The sequence below is a fragment of the Bacteroides sp. 2_2_4 genome, from assembly GCF_000157055.1.
GTDB lineage: Bacteria > Bacteroidota > Bacteroidia > Bacteroidales > Bacteroidaceae > Bacteroides > Bacteroides ovatus.
The window spans coordinates 662453-686707 of sequence record NZ_EQ973356.1; the positions used below are offsets into that span (position 1 = coordinate 662453).

Genomic DNA, 24255 nt, shown 5'->3' on the forward strand with positions numbered 1-24255 from the left:
AAAAATAGATGGCAAGCGGAGATATACTTTCAGATTTCGGCATCAATCTGCTTGAAGAAGAGATTGATGATGTGATTTTTCAGACCAACGAGTTCCTGACGGATGCCACCTTCACAGGTTCACAAGGCCCGTTTTGGTGGATTCTCCAGATGTGTATGGCACTCGCGGCCTTGTTTGCAATCGTCATGGCAGCAGGTATGGCGTACAAGATGATGGTCAAGAATGAACCGCTGGATATCATGAAGTTGTTCAAGCCATTGGCAATTTCAATTATCCTATGCTGGTGGTATCCTCCGGCTGACACGGGTATGGTAAACAGCGGAAGCAACTGGTGTGTGTTGGATTTCCTATCCTATATCCCAAACTGTATCGGCTCTTACACTCATGACCTGTACCAGGCAGAAGCCACACAGATAGAGGATAAATTTCAGGAGGTGCAGCAACTCATCTATGCAAGAGATACGATGTACACCAGCCTGCAAGCACAGGCGGATGTGGCACACAGCGGAACTTCCGACCCTAATCTGATAGAAGCCACTATGGAACAGACCGGGGTGGACGAAGTGACCAATATGGAAAAGGATGCAGCCAAACTTTGGTTCACTTCACTTACTTCCGGGATTGTTGTAGGAATAGATAAAATCGTGATGCTCATAGCCTTAATTGTATTTCGCATAGGCTGGTGGGCGACTAACCTACTAAACACATTATCACATTATAAATAAGCGAATTAATTCTTACTTTATTAGAATGGATAACAAAAAAGCAACAATGATATAATTTATTTGTACGTTGTAGCAAATGCTCTCATTTGAATATAAACAAATGTACGCATTAATGGAGATAATGCAGAAAAACCATGAAGCATATACGACTCACTGCCACTCTCCATTTGTAGATGTGTGAAAGTAACAATCCATTAATGGACAATAGGGTATATAAAGGACAGATTTCCCGTATATTCGTCTCCTTATTCCTGAATTATGAGCGTAAGTCACATAATTATGGAGAGATATCCACCCTTTAATGGGGAGAGCTGTCGGCAAATATTTGATGGAAATGCCCCGAAAATCACAGGAGAATAGCCATACAATGGGCTGATACACAATAATTATTGGATAAACGTGGTCTGCTCCTGCAAACAGCAAGTTGTCTTTTCGTTAAACGAAAACAGGACGGTTTAACGGCGGAAACGCCGCCAAACCGCCTCCCCCCAAAAAGCTCCGGAGTCGGCTTTGATTTTCCTTATGCCATCTCTATACATTTACTTTCCAATTACAGGATTTTTCTTGAATATCCCATAAATGAGCATATAATCCCTCATCTTTTAATAATTGTTCATGTGTCCCTTGTTCTATAATATTTCCACCATCTAAAACAATAATTTTATCAGCATCACTTATTGTTTTTAGTTTATGCGCTATAACTATAACAGTTCTACCTTGTATTAAAGAATTGATTGCATACTGTATTTCCACTTCATTTTCTGGATCTAAAGAAGCTGTTGCTTCATCTAATAAAATTACAGGAGCATCTTTTAATATAGCACGTGCAATTGAGATTCTCTGTTTTTCTCCTCCAGATAAGGTACATCCACCTTCACCTATCATTGTATCATATCCTTGAGGTAAATGTATTATAAAATCATGACATTGAGCTTTTTTAGCCGCCTCTATTATCTCATTATCTGTAGCATTCTCTTTACCAAATCGAATATTATTCTTTATGGTATCCTGAAATAAATATACGTCCTGAAATACCATTGAAATGCGTTGCATAAGTTTCTCAGGATCAATCTCTCGTATATTTTTGTTACCTAATAATATTACACCTTTATCAGGATCATAAAACCGAGCGCAAAGTTTCATCAATGTACTTTTTCCACTTCCAGAAGGCCCAACTATAGCAGTTAAAGAACCTTGTTTCATTGTAACACTTATATCATGTAGGATATATTTATCATTATACCCAAAAGATACATTTCTAAATATAATATCTCCTTGTTCCGGAGCATCTTGTGTTCCTGACATTTCTGGTTCATTTAGTAAATTCAAAATACGTTCACCTGCAATAGAATAATAACGGAATTCTGCAAGATTGATTAGTGCTAATGTTAGTGGGTCAAAAACTCTGGAGCCAACGATAAGGAACATCACAAAAATAGCAACAGAAAGTTTTCCTCCAATTAAAAGGTATGTACCACATAATATCATCAAAGTAAGTCCCATACGAAGAAGGGTTACAGACAACATGACAATAGGTCCAATCAGAGCTTCTGTTTTGATATTCGCACGTTTGAGATCATTAAATGCTTCCTGTAAACGGATGAACTTTATTCCAGTCATATTATATGCTTTGATAACACGTATACCTTGTAAATATTCTTCCATTCTGCTACTGGCACGTATTTTAGCCAGAATTTGAGTTTGCCCTAGTTTCTTTTGAATACTAGAAGTGAAAATAAGTATTAAAAAAGAAATAGGAAGGGATAAAAACATAGCAATAGACATCTGCCAATCTACGAACAATAAACCTAAAAAAGCAAAAATAGGCATGACCAGTGCACCAAGCAATTGAGGAAGATGGTGCGACATCCCTTGTTCTGTCATAGCAAAATCAGTTATTAACATGGAAGATAATTCTCCAGAATCTTTTTTATAAAGAAAACCTAATGACAACTTGCGTAAATGTTCGGCTAAAGCAATACGACCTTCTGCACTAATATTGTATGCTTCCCGGAAATTTGCATTATAGGATTTCTTTTCTCCAAAAATCATAAAAATTATGTATACAAACATTATCACAATCAGCCCCCATAATTTAGATATGTTTAGAGGAGTTCCAGTTCCATCAAAAGCTTTAAAAAGGGTATTTATAACTTCTATTGAAAGACAAAAGGGAACTATATTTATAAAGTTTGCAAGCATTGTATACCCCACAGGCTTGTATAAACGTTTGGTTTGTCCTATAGTAATATGTTTTATAGCCTTTGTAATCATATTATTTCATTTTTTTTAGATTTAACTTCCAGTTATGTGCATTTATATAAGCATTCCACATATTTTTATATATGCCTGTAGTAACATGAAGTTCGTCATGTCTTCCTTTTTGAACTAAACATCCTTCCTTAAAAACAAGAATTTGATGAGCAGAGGTGATAGAAGACAATCTATGAGCTATGATAATAACAGTTTTACCTTTTATTAACTTTTGTAAGGCCTGTTGTATTTTATATTCATTTTCTGGGTCAGCAAAAGCTGTTGCTTCATCTAATACTAAAATAGGAGAATTTCGTAAAATAGCCCTAGCTATACAAATTCGTTGTGCCTCTCCTCCAGAAAGAAAAACGCCTCTCTCTCCGACAATCGTATCATATCCTTTAGGAAGACTTCGAATAAAATCATCACATTGGGCAGCTTGAGCAGCTTGTATAACATCCGATAAACTAGCTTGAGTATTTCCTGCTGTAATATTGGCATATATGGTATCATTGAAAAGAAACGTATCTTGGAATACAAAAGACACGATCTCCAATAATTGGGGTGAGGAAATATTTTTTATGTTTATTCCCCCTATTAAAATCTCTCCAGAGGAAACATCCCAAAAGCGAGGAATGAGATTGGCTATTGTTGACTTCCCTGACCCAGAAGGTCCAACCAGAGCTGTTACTTCACCTTGTCGAGCGATAAAAGAGATATCCTTCAGCGCTTCTGTCTTTGTCATATTTTCTCTATCTTCGTAAGCAAAACTTACATTTCTGAATTCAATATCATACGTCTGAGGTATTTGAGGAACAACTGGTTCACATAGTTTTTTTTCCTCAAATATTTTGTCTATACGTTTTACTCCTTCATTAATTTCTACAGTTCCTGAAGCTAAAAATGCGAGTTTATATACAGGGGAAGCTACTCCGGGCCCCATCACGATGAAAAAAAGATAAATTGCAGCTAATGAGATGTTTTTAGGATCAGAGGTCATTATTAATATTCCTACAGGAAGAATAAACGTGACTATTGAATTCAACAGAATAATAAATGCAATTATACCATTTTGATAGTTATTACAGCATTTTAAAGCAAATGTTTTATACGCTTCGATTTCGGCATTGAACTGCCGAAAAGAACGTATACTTTGTCCAAATATCTTTATAATTGGCATACCTCTCACATATTGAACAGCTGAAGCACTCATGCGTTCTTGGACATCAAAATAGATTTTCGTAAGTGCAGTAGCTCTTTTCCCTACAAAATTAGAAAATTGCATTCCTATACTTAAAAGTATGCATAATAGAGCGGTGAATGCCATCCAACCATTTAAAGAAAAAAAGATAATAAACATAAAAGTTATGGTTGCAAACACATTCACCAAATCGGGAATAGTGTGAGCTATAAAATGCTCTATTTTTTCGACATTTTGTTCCATGATTTTCTTTATACAACCGATAGATGTCGAATTTAAATATCCCAAAGACAACTGACCTATATGCTCTGAAAGTTTTATTTTTAACCCATATAAAATACGAAAGGCGGCTATGTGAGATAACATTAATCCCGCATACAAAAATAGTACACCCACAATCAAAGCAATAAAAGCAAGCCACCCCCAACTGATCATTAGCTCAGAATCTATCGTAGATAAATCAGAAGCATGAACAAGCAATTCCTTTAATATTTCATATATAGACCAAAATGGTATAAGTATACATAATGCACTTATAGCGGAAAATAACCCGGAGAAAAGCAATAAACTTTTTTTTTCTCCCGCAATTTCCAGTAACCTAGATAATCCTTCTTTTTTCTTCATTATTTATTTAAATATATATTGTCGTAGTTAGACAAATATTTGTCACAATAATTACCAAGTAAAAAATAGCAAACAGCCATAATTCCTGATTCATATAAGCTGGAGTTTTTTTAGCATATTCTTCATATTCTTTCTTGAAATGTATACATAATGAATATTTATTTTCTATATATACAATTACAAGATTAATACATATATAAATTATATATAAACATAATGTATGTATGGCTCCAAGCAGAAGAATAAAACTTAAATGACAAAATAGATCTCCCATTATCATCGGATTTCTCACTTTTTTATAGGGACCTTCCGTTATTAACTTTGAAGGATGCAAAAACCTATCTTTGGTTGCTTGCAGATTACAATTTACCACTTTAGTACCCCAAACAGACATAAAATATCCAATTAATGCAATAAGGATAATATTGTAAAGAACATTTTCCAACAGTATTACTTTTATGTCAAACAAAGAAAAAATGTTTAGTTTGAAGCGAGGTTGATTTAAGAAGGGCATAATATACCAAAGAATAGATATAAAAAAGCCCGAATAATACATTAATGTATATCTATTATTGCAAGATAAATCTAGTGTTTTAGACATATATTTACGATTCCCAACCTTAAATGCTATATAATAAGGAATCAACCAAAGAAATGAAATTATGGCCAAAATAATTTGGGTGGCCCAGCTAAAATAAATCATATTATTTTTGTATAATTTAAAAAATTACAAATAACCAACAATGCCATAAATAAAACTATAAATAATAGTTTTTGATCAAGGAGAACAGGGGTTTTCTTTCTATAAACTATAAGTTCTGATTTATAATATGGTTCTAAAGAATACTTAACCTGTATTTTTATCATAAAGAGATCTATAAATACATATATAGGGAATAAAATGCAAGTGTAGATTCCACCTGTTAATAACACCAAAGAAAAATGTCCTAATATATCCCCTATGATCATTGGATGTTGAACTCTTGCATATATTCCTTCTGTTAACAATTTACTTGGGGCATAAAATGCACTTTTAGTAGCTTCAATATTTTGAGAAACAGACTTTTTACCCCAAATGCCAAAGAAATATACAAACAACAGAAAAGAAACTGGAATATACAAAACATTAAAAAAACAAATTCGCCATTTAACCAGTCATATATTCCATGCATCCTTGGTTGCTCTATAAAGGGTAATACATACCATATGAGTGCTGGATAAGTGCTCATAAAATATAACTTTTCCGGAAGCTTTGATTGTTTTTTTAATTGAGAATTATGTTTTTTGTAACCTAGTAGAAATGCGTAATAATAAACAATTAATCCACTTAATGAGATCAAACTAATTACTATGTGAATTATCAACTTTGTATTCATTGCTGTATTTTATTATTTTTATCTGTATTTAAATAAGTATTTTCTTCTATATCATTTTTCGAAGGCATTTTTACAGCTATAATTCCTGCAAAATTGTGCCATTTAATGAAAGTATCCATACATTGAAAACCGACATCAGATAGTAGACTCAAATTCTCTGTAAGACTCAATGGAATCAAAACGCCTCTCAAACTTTGAGCCTTTTTTATAACTTGTTGTTCATTCAAACCATTTTCTTGCTTAAAATCCCAATACAAGTCATTCCATATATCCTCAAACAGTGAATTTTCCGCCCTTATTTTCTCTACAAATATAAAAGCTCCACCTTCTACTAATCCATTATATATCCGTTGTAAGACTTTTTTTCTTTTCCATAAAGGTAAAAACTGTAACGTATACAATGATAAAACTAAATCTATATTAGCAAATTCATTTATTTCCTCTATATGTTGTTGTAGAAATTGAACTAATTCGCTACTACATTTTTTTCTTGCAATCTCTATCATTGGTAAACTTTCTTCGACTCCGATGAATCTCACATTCTTTTTTCTTGAATGCTTTTGTAATAAAAGAGAAATGGTTTCTCCTGTAGAGGAACCTAAATCATATACAACACTATTGTCTCTAATAAACCATTCACTTATTTCGATAACAGCCTTTTGTACTTCCTCGTACAATGGGACACTTTTTCTTACATGAGTGTCGAAATGTTGTGATACTTGTTCATCAAATTTCCATTCTCCTGGAATTGATGTTATCAAATCATCGACTAGCCCTTCTTTATTTCTCATATATCCTCCTTTTAAATATATAATTAATTCCTACAATATTTAAAATCTCAACTAATACTACATATAAAATAAATAGAGGTTTATACAACTCACTAAAGTTTCCCCACACAAAGAAACCTAAGAAATAAAGAAAAGAGAAAATGAGAATCGCTTTAGATAAATTCATAAAAAAAAGAATCCTATTACTGATATAATATATAATAATAGAAGAGAAAGCAGTAAAACCACTTATCATTCCAAATGTATATTTATCATAAGGTGAAACTGTAGAATAAGAAATATTGAACATTATTTTCCAAGTCTGTTCGGGGACTAAAATATTTACAATGTTCAATAGCAATACTCCTGCCTGCACTTGGAATAAACAACTTAAAACGGGAAGTTTTTGTTTCTTTGGTGCTATACCATTAATACTATGATTTAAATAAAATATGAAACTTCCAATTATAAGCCAAATAAAAGGTTCATAATCTGATGATATATGTACAATCCCTGTTTGAAGTTTTAGCAAGTACATAAAACCACCCATAAATGCGACTAAGAAAGAACAGAAGCTAATAAGTCCTTTATATTTTTCGATATTTCTAAGAAAGAGAAAATAAATACAGAAAAAACCGAAGAACAAACATTCTTCTCGAAACAAGACAATTGTCAAGTCTGATGGTATATCATGGATTCCCATGTAAGAGTGAATTACATCCCATGAGAAAAATATCCAGGGAAAACCAGTGAAACATGCTATGGCACATAACCACAACATACACACAAGAATTTTCTTTTTAATTTTTATGTTCATAATATGAATATTTTATTCCGTAAAAGTCTAAATCCGACATAAAAGATTGGCAATTCAAAGAGTCACAAAGACAATTTAATCCTATTTTTGTTTTACCTTCTAAAATGTATTGAGTAGTAATAACAGCAGGTAATGCAGTATATAATAAATTATTTTTTGTATATAAATAGTAAAAGGTATCTATCTTTCTTTCTGGCTCTATTTTAGAAACTTGACAAATTACACTTCCCCACTTATTCTCTTTCTTAACGAGACGTTGATAATCATCTTGCAACATAAGTGTTGCTTTATTTAAATTATGTTTATAAAAGATCTTTATAAACATAAACTTCCCCATTGAGATATAGTCATTTAGCATAATGAATGTTGATATCTTTCTTATTTGTTTTAAAGAAGTAGCCAACTGAGTTAATTGTTCGTCAAATGATGGCATACATATTTTTTTATGTCCAATGAAAGGAAAAAATTTGTGATGTGTATATCGAAAAGGAGACACCTGTATTTCCTTTCCATGAGAATAAACATAGGAACGTGTTTTTCCCATAGATGATGCTGCCAGATCATAAGTTGAACTATATGACCAATTATCAACAGCACCATAATAGATATTAAAATTAGTATTTTCTGGGCTGTTTAAATGAGTCTCTATAATAGTTTTAGAAAATACGCCTGAAATACCAGGCATCCAACCAACACCTATAATAAAGCAAAGTTTCTGAGCTTCAATGCTTTTTTCATATGGTTTTAATAAATCACGCAAAATGCCATATCCTCCTATATCGATGTAGTGGCAATTATTTCTTAATGCATGTAAGGCAATCTTGTCATTTATTTTAAATGAAGGTCCAACAGCATTAATAACCAACAAACATTGAGAACAAAAATTATCCAATTCTACATCATTGTTATAGTTCATTTGGTTATACTTAAGTCGCTCACTATTATAAAATGTAGACATAGATATTTCTTTTATGGATCTCCTACCACCAATTAAAACATGGAAGTGAGTTTGTAGTTGTAATAAATATTTAACTATAATAGAACCAATTGTTCCAGTTCCACCTATTATTCCTATATATTTATTATAAACCATAATACTATTCCTCTATAGATATATTTATGTTGTTGTTTTTTAATATTTCGTTTAACATGTGCAGATTGATATTTATGTCTTCAAAAGTAAAGATGCCAGGCATAATTGGTATACATCCTTTTATTATCGAGAGCACAATTACCGCACAAAATACTCCTGTTAATCTAAATGAGGAATCTGAGTGCAATAAACATTTTACAATAGAATTTTGATTTCTTACATAAGTACATACTATCACAGATTTCTCGTTTTTCTCATTTTTCTCCAATTGCCCCTGTTGTTTATTGACCATTTTACAAATCAATTTTCTAATAAAAGAGCTCTTTCTTAGTAAGGGAACTATGCCCATAGGAAGATTTTGCAGATGAAAAGCACAATCAAAATTTTGTAGTTCTTCAAATCGACTAGCTCGTTGTATAGTCCTTATTTCAGGACTAGAAAAGAATATTAATGGCATATTGGAATGAAAACGATCAAAAGTAAAAGTTCTATCTGAATGATATTTAGTTGGTTTTATTCTTCGGATTTCCCTTTCTGAAAGGAGCATCAGGTCATCTTTAAAACCCTCAAACATATTGATTATTGAAGCTGTTCCAGAAACAACACCTGCTCCAAAATAGATTCTCAATTCGGCTTCTAAAACTAGTTTTTTTTAATTGTTCTGCAGCATATTCTAGCATGAAAGTTGTCAACCCTGGACATAATCCCATTCCTGTAAAAATTGTTCCCCGAAAATTTGTTATGTTCTCATTTTTTATTTCTAGTACACGTCCACTATGTCCATAGTCATCATTAATATCAACACATATTACGTGATTTCTTAAACAAATTGTATAAATATCTGTTCCTACACATGAAAAAGGACCAAGTGCCAAAATTATAATATCAAATTGTTTAATAACAGATTCTATATTTTGGGTATCATGTATGTCCATTTTTATGAACTTTACTTTCTTCTCTGATATCTTATGAATACCTCTTGATGCTATAAATAATTCACAAATATCATGATAATGTAGCAAGTAATCTGTAATAAATTGTCCCGCAATCCCTGTGCCACCAATTACTAAAACTTTCTTTTTAGACATAAATTTCTATCTTTTTTTAAGCTTATCCAACAAATTATATAATACAGAGTGATCCCCAAACTAAAAATGCCTGGTAGTAAGCATTCGGTCTTGGGAATTATCCAAGTGACAATAGATAAAATAATTGTTAGTATAACAGGGTTCACAACTATAGACCATCGAGGAACTATAGCTTTGGATGAAAAGTTACTAAATCCAACAATCAGCCAGGTCACTGGAAGTAGAATAAACATAAAGGGGAAAAAAGGTATATTAGATCCTGTTAATAATTGCCAATCTATATTTGTTTGCATTATCATTTTTGATGTACCAATACTATATATTATGGCATAGCTGTAATGATAAAACCCCAACATCAATAAAGAATAAGATATACAGAATGTATTAATAAGCGCAAGCTTTTTATTAACTTTACACATTGTTGTGTATATGAAGTATGTCCCTAATATCCAAAAAGGAAAAGTAAAAATACATCCAAAAGATGATAAATTTAAAATAGTTTCTTCTAAAGAAAGTAGTCTTGAAACAAAATAATCTGTTTCAACAGTTTTCATCTGTACTAGATAGTCGCAGGTTGTGATAAATAAACCTGAGATTACACTTATAATGATTATACAGTCATAATTACGATTGTTCATTCCATAAAAATTAAAAAGCTGCCGGAATCTTTTAGCTTCCGGCAGTCTTTATTTATTTTAAATATTGAATTTTGAAGGGATTACCTTCTGTTTTTATCTTTAAAGGTTCATACTTATCTTCTTTATAGTTGTAAAGATAATAACCTGTTCCTTGAGTAGAAGCCATCCCGAACACCATATAGTCTCCTGCTTTACATTGACTACATGACCAACCCGTAGTTCCGTCAAAGTTCATTTTTTTGACAGTTTTATTATAAACATCTATTTCAAATGTTTGCATTGATTTGTCATTTACATAATCAGGTGGATTACTAACATATCCCGGAACATTGAAATATCCATATAGCTTACCATTTCCTGTATATGTTTTGCTATAAATATAATTTGCTTTATTACCCTTTATGTCCGGTATACTAATTGTTTCTATTGGGAAATAGTATGACTGATCAAAGTCTGTTTCTCCTTTCTTTATACGCAAGAAACCTTCTGTACAGTTTGCAAAATATCCGAAGCCTCCTACACAATAAATATAAAGATCGCCTTTTTCATCAATGAAAGGATCACCTGAATACTCATAAGCGGTTGCCATTGTAGCTCTATTATCAGATATCATTTTAATAGGCTTGTCTGTCTTTGTATCAATCAAAAGTACATAAGCTCCAGTATTAGGGTTAAACTGGGACTTATCTTGAGCTAATCCTACATATAAAATACCATCTCTAATAACCGAAGCACCAGGTTCAGGATTTTTATCACCACTTTCTTTCCCAATTGCATATTCAGATAAATCTATTTCACCTGTTTTTTGCATTGTCGTAGGATTTATTATATACAATTTTCCCAATCCTACGCATGATATATAAGCTTTTTCTTCTGAATCAAATGTAAGGAATGCAGGAAGAGAACCGGAAGGGAGAATCATCGTTTCTTTTTCTTGAATTAGCAAACCATTCTCGACTCTGTACTTATATAAACGGGCATTCATCGATTCTAAGACATAAATGTTACCCCCATAAGTAAAAAGAAAAGATTCTTTTGCAAAGACCAAAGAATTTTGTGTACTTGTCTGTTCTACATTTAAATCTTTAAATAGACTAACATAAGCATTATCACCCACCGTGACACTATGAACAAAACTCATATCGTCTTCTTCATCTGTTGGAAACGGATCATCTTTACTACATGAAATAAAACTTAAAAAGGTCGCTAATAGCGACAATAAAAACCATTGATTTTTCATTTTTTTTATTTTTTTAGTTAAAATAATTATTTATAATATTACAAACTCATCGCTCCCCCTGAAGATTCATCACCAAACCAATTAAATCGTAATTTAATTTTAAAAGTACGACCTTGTAAAGGCTTTTTAAATTCCATATAGCTCTCCTTGTTGAATATATTTTCAACTTCAAACCCTAATGATACTTTATTTTTCCAAATAGATTGCTGGAATCCTGCCGTAAAAAGATGACTACGAGGAATTAACCATTTCTTTCGCTGTTCTGGTAAGTTACTCATTTGCCAACTCCAATCAAAATCATGAACGTAAGATGCGTCTATATAGATTCTAGATATTTCATGTTTCCCAAGTAATCCCTCTGTATGATACTCTAAACCATAGTTAAAATAAAAACGAGGAATATTGGGTACCTGTTTATCATAAGTCGGGTTTTTCACACTTTGGTCATTAGTAGTCCATTTTAGCTTATCCCGAATATCTTGATAGGTTAAGTTAAAATAACTATAAAGCTGTGGAGTCACATCTATTTTTAAATCAAAATCTCCCCCCATGATCTGAGTCTTACCCAAATTCGTATAAATCATTCGTATATCAGCAGGAAATAAACTTATCATATCTGTTATATACATATAATATAAATTTGTCTCTAACTGAAAACGACTTAACCCCATAAAATTACTTTTATCCATGATTAACCCTAAATTTATATTATTACTTATTTCGGGATTTAAATCAACTGAAGGCTTTACTGTCACTCCGTCTCCAAACAATTCTTCCGTATCAGGAAGCCTCACGTTATGTGATAAGGAAAATTTACCTCTCACCCCTTTGAAAAATTCATAACTGATTCCTTCACTTATTCCATAGTAAAAATTGTTTATTTTTGTTTTTTTCGGTTCTTTCTTAACACTTTCAGATTCATCTACAATTTTATCACTTGTTCTATATATTCCAGAATTTAAATAGTATAGACTGAACATTAAAGAGTTTTGAAGTTTGTTATTACGTGAAGAATACTCATGTGCTAACCCCAAAGTATTTCCCTTCATATTACTGGGAAAACCACTAGGGTCAAAACCAACATATTCTGCTGTATAATCATCCTTAGGTCTATACCTTGAATATGTGAATTGATTGTTAAGATTAAAGGTATGTTGCTTTAACTTGTATTTTAAATTCAATTTATGTCTGATTTCAAATTGTTTGTCATCTGAATAGTTTAATAAATTATCATCAGTTTCTCCCATTGTATTTGTTATGGTTCCATCCCATTGCCGTTTTGTTCTAGCGGTATCAACCAAATGCGTATGAATGATTGGAGTTACTAGACCTGACTTGAATTCAAGGTTTTTAAATAAGAAATTCTTCTTCTCTAAAGTTAAAGTAGGCATAATGTTTGTCCCATGTGTATGAGAAAAACGTGAATCAAAATCTAAGGCCTGAATTCCCTTTTTATTGTTATAAAAAGCACATTCTAATTCAATCTTATCAAACCAGAATTTTGTAAATGTTAAACCTACATTATACATTGTGGACCTATAATAATCATTATTTCTTATTACTTCTTGGTAGGCACTTGAAGGTAAATTTGTTTCAAAAACAGGATAAGTCATTTTATAATTATTATCCGATTTATTATGAAAAAAACCTCCTCCAATTTGAATCCCTGGTTTTTCAAACATTTTTTTTACACTGACTAACGTTTTGGAAGTACCAAATGAAGCAAACTCCTGAGTAAAGCCTACCAAGTCACACTCGTCCTCTCTTGTAACAACATTAATCGCTCCTCCCAGACCATCACTGCCATATTCAGCAGGAACTATTCCTTTATATATCTCAATATATTTAATGGCATCAATAGGTATGTCGTTTATATCAAATGAACCATCGGGGCTATTTAAAGGAAAACCATCTATATAAATAGCTACTCTTTTTCCTTCCAGACCATGTATGGACATTTTAGAAGAGCTACCCAAACCTCCGGATTTTCTAACTTTGATTCCAGAAGTACGAGTAAGTACTTCTTCAATTCCAGTTGAACGACCTCTTAATTTTGCTCCATCAACAACCGTTACAGCCATAGGACTTTTACGTATATGATTTATTTCTGCCTGCTGTGAGGATGCTTTTACCACGACCTCATTCAACACTTCTGTACTTTCTTCCAAAAAGAAATTTTTAGTTGTATTTCTATTTACAGTAACAGACTGTTTTATTGTTTTGTATCCGATAAAAGAAACCTCTACAAGATACGTTCCGTTTTGAGGTAATTTTATTCTGTATAACCCATTATCATTTGCATTATCTCCAACCTGATTTTTTCGTATATATACAGAAGCTCCTACAACAGGTTCATTTGTCTTTTTATCTACGATTCGACCAGAAAGAAAAACTTGTGCCCAAGATATCATAGGGAAACAACATATTCCCATAATGACTAAAATTGTTTTTACTTTTCTACACAACATAGGTTTATAATAAAATTTTTTTTTAACATGCATATTATAGTTACATTGGAAGCTTTAGATACATTTATCGTGTCAATATCAATCCAATTGCATAATTTACTATATGCTGTATAATATGCCTTTAGAATAGCTTCTTTACGTGAAAAAATGTCAATAGGAGAAAATTCTTTCTTATCTATACACGCTATCTCTTGGGGTGTACAAAAAAGAGAATATTCCTTTTTTGATAATATCGTCGTTTGATCTTCAATATCTACTCCAATACCCTTATACCTCTTTTTCTTTCCAACAGCAGCAACTGCTATTGCATCTTTATGAGATATAGAACCAACTATGTCAAATGGCCATATTGGTTCACCATCTCTTCCTTTTAAAATGGGAACTATTTCCTTTTGTAAAGTCTGTAAGGCACGATGTGCGGCACAACGTCCCAAAATATAAGTTTTAAGACGTATTTCAGACCATTCTCTTTTAATGAATATTTTTTCCTCATTAAAGAGATTATCTGAAGTAGCAAAAGGACTATCTTCCACAATTTCTACTGCTATATCGGAAAAGGGTAATACAAGCATATTTATACATGCAATTCTATATAATTCATTATCAACTTAGCTAATTCCGCATGATATTTTGTAATAAGAACATGCCCTCCTGGCAATTGGTGGAAAGAAACTTTCTGAAAGTAATTATTCCATAGATGTTGATTGTTTCGAATTGTAGGCTCATCCTCTCTACCGACGATGGAACATAATGGGGTTTTCAATTTACAATCAAGAAACTTGTAATTTACCATTGCTACAGTATTCATTCTCAACTCATGCAAATATTCATGTTTTTCTTCATCTGATAAAGTTGCGATCAATTCTTCATTCAACAGATCTTTTGCACGTGAATAATCCAAAAGGGCATTATCGTCATTTGAAAAGAATTGCATTAAGTCATCACGCAATGTAGGAGGAGTTCCACCAATCATTATAATACCCTGTATCGGAATATTTTCTTGTTCAAATCGTTTACAGATATCATAAGCAATATAGCAACTGTAAGAATATCCCATGATAAACAAAGGAATCTCTTTATCAGCCTCTTTCAGTTCATTGGCTAATAGCGCACCAACTTCTTCTACAGAGGACTTTATCTCACGTCCATCTCCATGTCCCGGATATTGTACTGTATATAAGTTGATTTCTCCGGTAAAATCCCCAGAAAATGTACTATACATACCAGGGGTTCCTGCTGCATATGGAAGACATATAAGTTTTGCATATGGAGTAGAAACCTTTTTCATACAAATGAGATTCTCAACTTTATTATTCTCTATTTCTTGTTCAAGCAGTTCGGCTATCGTAGGTTTATCGAATAAATCTTTTAATTTGATGTTGGTTAATCCGACCTCCTTTAATTCTTTTATTAACCTTACAGATCGGATAGAGTCGCCTCCTATATCCCAGAAATTATCAAATACACCTACCTCTGGTATCCCTAATACCTTTTCCCAGATTAAGGTTATTTGTTTTTCCCTTTCATTCCTTGGACCTACAATATCCCTTTTAACAAAATTTTGTTTCTGATTCGCAATATTGGGTAATTGCTTCTTGTCTGTTTTTCCATTGGCAGAAATTGGAATCTGCTCTATTCTAGCCATTGCGGAAGGTAACATATAGTGAGGTATCTTCATTTGCAGAACAGACATTATATCCTTGTATTCTAAATCACAATTATTTGCTGTAACATAAAAAGCTACAACTACAGGCTGTTTGTTTACATCATATTGAATCTCTGCACAAGCCTCTGTAATACCTGATACTTTTAATAAAGCATTCTCTATTTCTCCTAATTCAATTCTATACCCTCTGACATTTACTTGAAAATCTTTACGTCCTACAAATACAATATCGCCAGTTACAGTCATCTTTACAACGTCTCCTGTATTATATACAATTCCTTCATGAGTAATAGGATTATTGATAAATACAGATTTCGTTTTCTCTTCTTTATTCAAATAACCACATGACACTCCCTCGCCTCCAATATAAAGGATACCAGGAACTTCTGGTAGTGTATATTCTAAATTATCATTTAATACATATACTTGTGTATTATAAATCGGTTTCCCTATTGGAACTATATTTAAATGACATTTGCCGTCTTCTTCAATCGGGATAGGATAAAAAGTGGAAGCCACCGTTGTTTCTGTAGGGCCGTATTCATTAATAAATTTGTGCAAAGGATAATTTTCTAACCACCTGTTTATATCCGAAACATTGATAATTTCAGCACCCAGCATAATAGTCATATTGGGTGATAGGTTTACAGGTCTCTCCAAAAATCCCAACATATTTACCAACATTGAAAAATGAGAGGGAGTTACATTCAAAAAATTGATTTTTTCTTCATCTATAAAATACAGAAGTTTCTCTATATCTTTAGTTGCATTATCGGAAAGAATGTGTAAAGAAGCTCCGGCAATGAAAGGTAGCCAATTAGAAGTAACAGTCATATCAAAGGAATACGATGTTATTAAAGCAAACCTGTTATTACAGTTTACATTAAACGCTTCTTTCTCATAATTCAAAAAATTGGATACATTTCTATGCCTAAGCATTGTACCTTTAGGTTGTCCTGTTGAACCAGAAGTATAAATCATATAAATCAAATCATCAGGAGTATTACAAGGTACTATATTATCCATAGATTGACTATTTATATCATTTACGGTGTATCGACGATATGTATCAGGTAAAGGAATAGAATCATCATCAAGTAACACACAATGTTTAATGTTGGGGGTATATGAACTATTAATATTGTCTACATGTATTCCTTGAGTTACAAGAACTTCTGCTCCACAGTCATTTATCATATACTGTATTCTATCCGAAGGATAAGAAGGGTCAATTGGCACATACGCCCCACCTGCTAAAAGAATTCCAAGTTGTACTATAGGCAAATCAAGCGTTCTGTTCAGTAATAAAGCAACCTTAGAATTTCGTACCACTCCAAGAGAACGTAAGAAATGCGCCATCTGATTAGCTTTTTTCCAAAACTCTGTATAAGTTAAAGAAACTCCTTGATAAGAGATCGCCTCTCTATTAGGATACAAATCTACAGTATTACTGATCTGTTCATATATTGTTTTAAGAGGATAAGCATGTTCTGTTTTATTTGTTTGCTCCAATAATTTTATATAGAAGAGAGGGAGTATATTTGAACATGAACGCTCTTCGTATCCCTTAGTGTTTGTATCATCTACCAATTGGTTAAGCATAGACGTGAATTGTTCAGAAAGTAGTTGTATGTATTCCGCATCAAATAGCTCACGAACATAATTCCAATCAAAACACCATTTATTTTCCCATGTATACATAACAAGGTCTATATAAGTACCAGGTGCACCTGTCTGTACTTTAGGCGCACCAATTGTCAAATATCTAGATGAATGACTGATACCTTTGGGAAGCATATTGATAGAATTACTAAAAATAATTGCACTCAAAGAGCTTTGTTTTAAGCCTTCCTGTTCTGCGATTTTTCTGGACAATTCTATTGAAGATATTGGATACTCAAGCATGGTTCGTACAAATTGTTCTATCTTACGTGCAATAGAAACAATCGGTTCTTGTGGAGATGTTTGGATACGGACAGGGAAAATATCAAGAAAACTACCTATTATATTTTTTGTCATTAGGTAAATGCTGTTCCCTGTTAAATACAGGCATGTTGATAATGAGATCATTTTGTCCAGACCACAAATTCATCAGTTTAAAATAGCATGCCATAAGTAAGGAATTAAGGCATATACCAGAAGTATGAGAACTGATTTCAAGAACTTTATTCATCAATAAAGAATCCAATTCCGTATGTAAGGTATTAAAATGGACTTTATTTATTAAAGATGGCTGACATTTCGTGGGAATAGATATTTTCTCTGGTAAATCTTTAAACACCTTTAGGGCAAAATCCATTGCATTCTGATATCGCTTTGTTTGCCTTCTGAATCTCTCCACAAAAACATAGTCAGAAAAAGTTAGACCTTTTTCTTGTTCAACAGTTATTTCTTTACCAGCGATAAACTGATCATAAGTTGATGTTAATTCTTGAAGGAATTGAAAAAAGCTGAAACCATCAATTATCTGGTGATCAATATGTATAATTAATTCATGTTCATCTTCCCCTGTTTTATAAATATTACAATAGAATAAAGGATACTCTTTAAGGTCAAATCTGTGATCATGATCTTTTTCGTCCTTTTGTAAAAAGAATGTTTCCTGTTGTTCTTTGTTCATTGAAGTTATATCTTCATAAGAACTTTTAAATGTCGGATATTCAGGAAGAGTTATCATCTCAGGTTTATCCGACTCTTCGGAAAGAATAGAATGTAACAATGGATGACAGTTAATAATGTGATTTAACGTCTTGTCCCAACATGCTGGATCAAAAAAACCTTTCAATTGTGTCCGACAAATGATATAACAACTTAATCCTGTCGGTTCATTACGGATAAAACTTTTACTGTGATAGAATAATGTTTCTTGGAAATCCATTAACGGAAAAGAATACCCCTCTGGAGTTGCATAGCGTTCCTTAATGGTTTGTGCTATATCTCGTATACAAGTTTTATCTTTTATATCATCTAATGTTATTTTATCAAAAACTTCAGTTAAGCGCTTCATCATTTGATATACAGCGGCAAAAGAAGTCACTTTAGTTATAATATTTTCTGTATATTGTATTTCTAAAGAGGGAATTCCTATTTCTTCGCTGATAAACTCTCGAACTAACAGTTCATATTCATTTAAAGGAGATTGAAGTTCTTTTAATAAATATTGTTCAAGATAATGTTTTTGAGAGACTAAGGTCGGATATTTATAGAAGAAACTATTTTCTAATTTAATATTTAACAGTTCTTCAAGTTTAGAAACAGCCATCATACTGCGTATTGAGTCTCCTCCTAAAGAAAAGAAGTTATCTTCTATATGAATGAGGTTTGTTTTTAAAACTTCTGACCATATTTTTTTGAGAACCAATAAATAATCCATATTATGAGATTCTTTGTTTAGTTTTACAATTGATTTATTATACTGTCCTTGCTCAAAATACTTTGCCATAGATCGACGTTTTATTTTAGAGCTAGAAGTTCTGAGTATTTCTCCTTTTTTTATCTTTATAGAGTATTCTGGAGCAAATCCAACTTTGTCTGCTAGAAATGCGTTACATTCATTTATTAATTGTCTTATTTGTTCTTCCGACATTTTTCTTGATAATACAAAGAAATGAAGTACAATTTCACGATTTTCTGTAGAAGAATAAAAAGATGTAAATACAGTTTTTTCAATTGAAAGACCAAATTTCTCTAAGACACAATTTTCTAAATCAAAAGGATGAAAGTTTTGTCCATTTACTATAATTGTTTCCTTTTTTCGACCTACTATATAAAGAATATTGTTATAATCAAAAAAGCCCAAATCTCCTGTACTTAACCAACCGTCTTTTAATACTTCATCTGTTGATTGTATGTCATTATAATAACCAGACATGACACAAGCGCCTTTTACTTGAATCTCTCCTAAATTTAAATTATTTTGAGGAATACCGTCTTTAACAATGCGTACTTGTAAGCCTGGTAATATTCTACCTGCACTAACAAATTCACAAAAATCTTGTTGTTTATCGACTAATTTGATAATCCCTTCATAGAACGCCTCTCTATTTATTCTTATATTTTTATTTCCATAACCCGGTAAACAGGAAGAAACAATCAATGTTGTTTCAGCCATTCCATATGAAGGGCGGAATGCATTTCGATTAAACCCAAGTTGAAAAAGGGGGGATAATCGGACGTATAAATTAGATGGAACCATTTCTGCTCCAATTGAAAGAGTCTTCACTTGAGATAAATCCAATTCTTTTATGTCATTAGATTGTTCTAACTTTTGAATTAACAAATCCAATCCTGAAGGTGTCGTACCGCCACAAATACTTACTTGATATTCGGAAATTTTCTTTAGAAAAATCAAAGGATCTCTTAAAAAGGAAAAAGGCTCTATTTTTATTTCTGTAATTTGGTTATACAAACAAACCAAATGATTTCCAAATAGACCATAATCATGAAAATATGGCATCCAGTGAATCAAAGTATCTTCAGTTGTAATTTCATCCGCAAGAGTTTTTATTTTCAAATTAGTTAAAATATTGTTAAAACTAAGCATGACTCCTTTGGGTGCCCCTGTACTTCCTGATGAAAACTGAATAACACATAAATCTTTACTATCTCTTTTAGGTATGTGTAAAGAATAATCTTGCAACAAATCCAATTGTTTCATAATATCTTCAACACACACAGCTTTATGAAATGAAGATTTATAATATTCAAATAGATTAATATCATTTGTTATAAGTGTAACTACACCTAATATATCAATTGCATTCTTTAGGCGTTCAAAAGCAATAGAGTTCTTATTACTGAATTGTACAGAAGGCATTAAAACGGGTATACAACCTGCCATAACACATCCCCAAAATAATAATATAAAATTTTCGGATTTTTCAACAGAGATTATTATCTTACTGACAGGCTTTACTTGATAGTAAGATTTTAAAATAAAAGCTATTTTTCTAGATTTTTCTCGTAACTCTGAATAAGTTAGAAAAAGATCACATTGACTATTATTTACAATAACAATTCCTTTTGTCGGCACTTTATGTGCTGCTTCTTCCAACAATTCATATAGGTTTTCCATCTTGCTTTATTTTTTGCCCGCAAAGTTCGTTTGTTTAGCTAAATCCATCAATACCAATTATTAGGTATTTTTAATAAATTGTTGTATGCATATAATATTACTTAAATTATATATTTCTATTTATTGTGTGTAGCTATCGTATTAGTAGTCAGTTGATATTAATTTATATTAGATTGTTATACATAATCATTTATGATAAGGAAATATTACCTACAAAGGGGTATTATATGTATTTTTACCTTCCTATTTTTTGTAAAATGATAAGTTCTTTATATCTCATAAATAACTATTGCTTCTTTATTAAGACCTAGAAATCATCACATTTAATATATTACTGATACGCAATGCTCTAAAAATATTTAGTTATTTACTATAACAGTCAATGTATATTTCAGGTATACCTGATAATCTTCCATTATCATCTGGTCTATTACTGCCAACGGAACGTCCTTGTTATCCCGGAATCATTTGAAGCTGCCGAGTGCGGTATGGTAGTTCTTGGCCGTACCGATGTGATTTAATTGGCAGAGTCGCTCGATGAGATTCTCCATGAATATAAAAAGGGTATTTTCTTTTTCGGTGCACCGGAACTCCATAATTATATCTTCAGATGAATAACCTCGTCGTAGCAGATCGAATCTTTCAATAATCCTGTTCAGCTTTTCCAAATTCTCCTCCAGTTTTCGGATTATTGTCTGAATAACGGTTATCCGTTCGCCAGCCGGTGCCGAAACAGGTCTTGACTGTTTATCATCCCATTCATGAGAGAACACCTTATAACCGGTTGTGATTTGCCTGACGACACGGCGGTGAGTTACAAAATAAACGATAGTGCCCGGACGGCCTTCGACTGTTGACGGGCGGAATTTCACCTTTACTGTTGTCATACTTATATTTATTTAATTGGTAATGTTTCATTCTCGTCTTAACTTGCGGCATATAAAAATGGTCAACGTGACACAGACAACGAGAAAAGCAGCGGTACAGCCGAGTACTTCCCACAGCAATATGCTATGTATAAGACGAGCGTTCGCGGCGCAGGTACAAACGAAAGCCGCCGCGAGGGAGATGATTGCCTCTACCATACACCAGAAAGCGGTTGCGGAGATAAGCACACGGTCATTCGCCGAGAGGCGTCCGGCTAGCCTTGCGCATTCCCGTTCCATCCTGTCGGCCATCTTCCGGCAGATTTTCTCTCCCTCCTGTTCAAGCGTCTTTCTCGCTTCCTCGCCGAGTGTGACCGTGCTTGCCCCACGCAGGGAAGAAACAGCCCCGTCCATTTTGGGCAGGGCTTCCGAAAGTCTGTTTTCGAGCTTTTCCACGTTGGCACTAAGAATGCGGACAGCTTCATAATTGTTTTTCAGCGCATCGATTATGCGGTCTTGCTCCTGCATTTTTTCGGCAGTCGGAAGTGCCCCGTCTATTTCCGAGAAATCGAATTTTTTATTCATAGGCTGTTATCTTTTTCGTCCTGTCTTCGGTTTCTTTCCGATTACCCTTGCCGCTTCACGGGCGCACCGGCGTGCCCATTCCCGTTCGTCCTCGTCCTCGCATCTTCCCCAAGGCAGGTCGTTGGAACTGCCGCCACCACCTCCCGAAGGAACCGCCGGAGTATCGAGCATCCCGACGAAAAGTGCCGCAGCCATGTCCGTGAGGTCACGGCTGTTGGCTGTCTCCCGGTAGTCGAACTCGTCATTGAATACGTCCAACGCTTCATCGGGAATGAAGAACCGGCGGCTTTCCCCGTCGATGTCGATATGGTACGGGCTGGTACCGGGACGATAGCCGGTGTATTGCGGAACCGGTGTCGTTCCTTGTGCGTGAACCGGAATCGTCCGGGGTGTAGTCGGTATAGATTTCCCTGCGGCGGGCTGTGTCGAAACAGTCCTTGTCTTGGGAGCCGCGTGCAGCTTTTTCCACGTGCTTTCAAGTTTGGTCGCCATGAGGTTGCGCCCCCTGCCGAGTTCGGAAGCCTTGTATCTGGCGTTGCCTTTCTTCAGCACGTAACCGCGCAATATCTTCTTGTTGTCGCGCAGCTCCCAAAACTCATATCCCTTGCTCCGGAGTCTGGCCACGTACTCATCCCATGACCAGCTTTCCATGGATTGCAGGGTTTCCATGCAGTCCCGGTTCACCTGCCCGATGTTCGTCTCACGTACTTCGGCGGCAGTCGTCCAGCCCCGTTTCAGGGCCACACGCTCGGCTGCCCGCTGTGCCCGCAGGTGTATGTCATGGTCGTTGTTGATATTCCCCCGTTCGTCGATACGGCAGAACGCACCGTGAAGGTGGGGAATGCCGCTCTTGGATTCCAGATGCAGCCACACCGTGCCCTTGCTGCCTTTGAGGGCGGTTTTCGGGGAATAGGTCTTGCCGTTCTTGTCAAGCAGTTCGATGTTGTCGAACTCATCCGTGAAGTCGTCCCACAACCTTTGCCAGTCGTCGATGGTAAAGTCTTTGGTGTGTTCCGGCGCAGGGCTGACCTCGATGCGGATGACGGAATTTTTGACCCGTTTGGACTTCTCCAGCGTCAGCCGCATAGAATCCCATATACCCGTGGCATCCAGACCGGGCGGCAGCAGATTGTCCCCCACGTGGAAGATGCGTTCGGGATGTTTCTTGTTCCTCGATTCTCCCGTGATGTACCTGATGTCATTTATCCCGTGGGAGATGGATTTCGCTTTCCCTATCATGGCTCGTCCTCCCTGTCTTCACCGTTCCTTGTCCCGTCGGGCAGGCGGTTGGAAAACCGTACCTTGTCGAGCACGTCCGTGACACGCTCGGCCAGCCTGCCGAGTTCCTTGAGCCATTCGAGCATGAAAGGGTAACTGTTAAACATCTGTCTGCGCTTTTCGGGGTTCATGCCACGGAGCGCGGACGTGTAGTTCACGAGGTCGCTGCGGCATCCTATAAGGGTCTCCATGACCGCCTCCTGCCTTGCCGTCAGCCTCGCTTTCGGCCTGTAGTTGAAAGCTCTTGCCAGCACGTAGCTGCTGACGGTCATGCCGCACTCGGCGGCAAGGCGGCGGATGTACTGTTTCTGTTCCACGGTGACTTTGGCTCCGATGTATTCGGTGCGGCTGCCGCCGGACGGAAATGATGTGTCTTGCTTATTGTCTTCTGTCATAACTGTTGTTTTATAAGGGTTAAGCGGTGCGAGCCTGCGAGCGCCGCCACCGGCGAACTGCCAGTGAGCCGCGAGAGCGCCAAGGGATGACTGACCGA

The 24255-nt window shown here is 34.5% G+C and carries 19 protein-coding genes and 1 pseudogene; 1 reads left to right on the forward strand and 19 read right to left on the reverse strand.

Features of this window, described 5'->3' with window-relative positions; genetic code table 11:
• Positions 1-8 precede the first annotated feature (8 nt).
• Positions 9-692: pseudogene (locus tag BSCG_RS21540) on the forward strand (hypothetical protein); the annotation flags it as partial.
• 564 nt (positions 693-1256) lie between these two features.
• On the opposite strand, the gene BSCG_RS21535 reads toward BSCG_RS21540, so the two are convergent.
• The 19 genes from BSCG_RS21535 to BSCG_RS21470 all read right to left on the reverse strand — a co-directional run bounded on the left by BSCG_RS21535 (position 1257) and on the right by BSCG_RS21470 (position 24157).
• On the reverse strand, positions 1257-2999 hold the full coding sequence (locus BSCG_RS21535) for an ABC transporter ATP-binding protein (protein WP_004312237.1): 1743 nt from the start codon (positions 2997-2999) through the stop codon (positions 1257-1259).
• Position 3000: 1 nt separating this feature from the next.
• Positions 3001-4803, reverse strand: coding sequence for an ABC transporter ATP-binding protein (locus BSCG_RS21530; RefSeq protein WP_008775147.1), 1803 nt, complete (start codon positions 4801-4803; stop codon positions 3001-3003).
• Positions 4804-4810: 7 nt separating this feature from the next.
• A complete protein-coding gene (locus tag BSCG_RS21525) occupies positions 4811-5506 on the reverse strand; it encodes a methyltransferase family protein (RefSeq protein ID WP_004292666.1) in 696 nt (231 codons plus the stop codon).
• Complete coding sequence (locus BSCG_RS30390; RefSeq protein ID WP_241762140.1) at positions 5503-5925, reverse strand: methyltransferase; 423 nt, start codon at positions 5923-5925, stop codon at positions 5503-5505. The genes BSCG_RS21525 and BSCG_RS30390 overlap by 4 nt, the downstream gene beginning before the upstream one ends.
• Before the next feature lie 250 nt (positions 5926-6175).
• Entirely contained in the window at positions 6176-6970 is a 795-nt protein-coding gene (locus tag BSCG_RS21520) for a methyltransferase domain-containing protein (RefSeq protein ID WP_005942640.1), read from the reverse strand.
• Positions 6960-7766, reverse strand: a complete 807-nt coding sequence (locus tag BSCG_RS21515; protein ID WP_008775151.1) for a hypothetical protein — start codon at positions 7764-7766, stop codon at positions 6960-6962. Before BSCG_RS21515 ends, BSCG_RS21520 begins: the two co-directional genes overlap by 11 nt.
• Positions 7750-8859: a saccharopine dehydrogenase NADP-binding domain-containing protein gene (locus tag BSCG_RS21510; protein ID WP_004292658.1), complete on the reverse strand. Its 1110-nt coding sequence runs from the start codon at positions 8857-8859 to the stop codon at positions 7750-7752. The genes BSCG_RS21515 and BSCG_RS21510 overlap by 17 nt, the downstream gene beginning before the upstream one ends.
• A 4-nt stretch (positions 8860-8863) precedes the next feature.
• Complete coding sequence (locus BSCG_RS30395) at positions 8864-9487, reverse strand: hypothetical protein (RefSeq protein WP_241762141.1); 624 nt, start codon at positions 9485-9487, stop codon at positions 8864-8866.
• Positions 9426-9947 (reverse strand): saccharopine dehydrogenase NADP-binding domain-containing protein, encoded by a 522-nt coding sequence (locus tag BSCG_RS30400; RefSeq protein ID WP_008775153.1) that lies wholly within the window; start codon positions 9945-9947, stop codon positions 9426-9428. The genes BSCG_RS30395 and BSCG_RS30400 overlap by 62 nt, the downstream gene beginning before the upstream one ends.
• Positions 9926-10585 (reverse strand): DUF6796 family protein, encoded by a 660-nt coding sequence (locus BSCG_RS30855; RefSeq protein ID WP_008778686.1) that lies wholly within the window; start codon positions 10583-10585, stop codon positions 9926-9928. The genes BSCG_RS30400 and BSCG_RS30855 overlap by 22 nt, the downstream gene beginning before the upstream one ends.
• Positions 10586-10637: 52 nt before the next feature.
• Complete coding sequence (locus BSCG_RS21500) at positions 10638-11825, reverse strand: YncE family protein (protein WP_004292650.1); 1188 nt, start codon at positions 11823-11825, stop codon at positions 10638-10640.
• Between the two features lie 38 nt (positions 11826-11863).
• The gene (locus BSCG_RS21495; protein ID WP_017140788.1) at positions 11864-14293 is read right to left on the reverse strand and encodes a TonB-dependent receptor; all 2430 of its coding nucleotides are present in this window, start codon (positions 14291-14293) and stop codon (positions 11864-11866) included.
• On the reverse strand, positions 14275-14865 hold the full coding sequence (locus tag BSCG_RS21490) for a 4'-phosphopantetheinyl transferase (protein ID WP_004292648.1): 591 nt from the start codon (positions 14863-14865) through the stop codon (positions 14275-14277). The genes BSCG_RS21495 and BSCG_RS21490 overlap by 19 nt, the downstream gene beginning before the upstream one ends.
• Before the next feature lie 2 nt (positions 14866-14867).
• The gene (locus BSCG_RS30405; RefSeq protein WP_008775155.1) at positions 14868-17978 is read right to left on the reverse strand and encodes a non-ribosomal peptide synthetase; all 3111 of its coding nucleotides are present in this window, start codon (positions 17976-17978) and stop codon (positions 14868-14870) included.
• The gene (locus BSCG_RS30410; RefSeq protein WP_008775156.1) at positions 17956-21033 is read right to left on the reverse strand and encodes a non-ribosomal peptide synthetase; all 3078 of its coding nucleotides are present in this window, start codon (positions 21031-21033) and stop codon (positions 17956-17958) included. Before BSCG_RS30410 ends, BSCG_RS30405 begins: the two co-directional genes overlap by 23 nt.
• A gap of 464 nt (positions 21034-21497) precedes the next feature.
• Positions 21498-21920, reverse strand: a complete 423-nt coding sequence (locus tag BSCG_RS21485) for an integrase (RefSeq protein ID WP_004312210.1) — start codon at positions 21918-21920, stop codon at positions 21498-21500.
• Positions 21921-21947: 27 nt separating this feature from the next.
• Positions 21948-22484, reverse strand: coding sequence for a hypothetical protein (locus BSCG_RS21480; protein ID WP_004292644.1), 537 nt, complete (start codon positions 22482-22484; stop codon positions 21948-21950).
• A 6-nt stretch (positions 22485-22490) separates the two neighbouring features.
• A complete protein-coding gene (locus BSCG_RS21475; protein WP_004312209.1) occupies positions 22491-23723 on the reverse strand; it encodes a hypothetical protein in 1233 nt (410 codons plus the stop codon).
• Positions 23720-24157 (reverse strand): plasmid mobilization protein, encoded by a 438-nt coding sequence (locus tag BSCG_RS21470; RefSeq protein ID WP_004292642.1) that lies wholly within the window; start codon positions 24155-24157, stop codon positions 23720-23722. The genes BSCG_RS21475 and BSCG_RS21470 overlap by 4 nt, the downstream gene beginning before the upstream one ends.
• Positions 24158-24255: the final 98 nt, after the last annotated feature.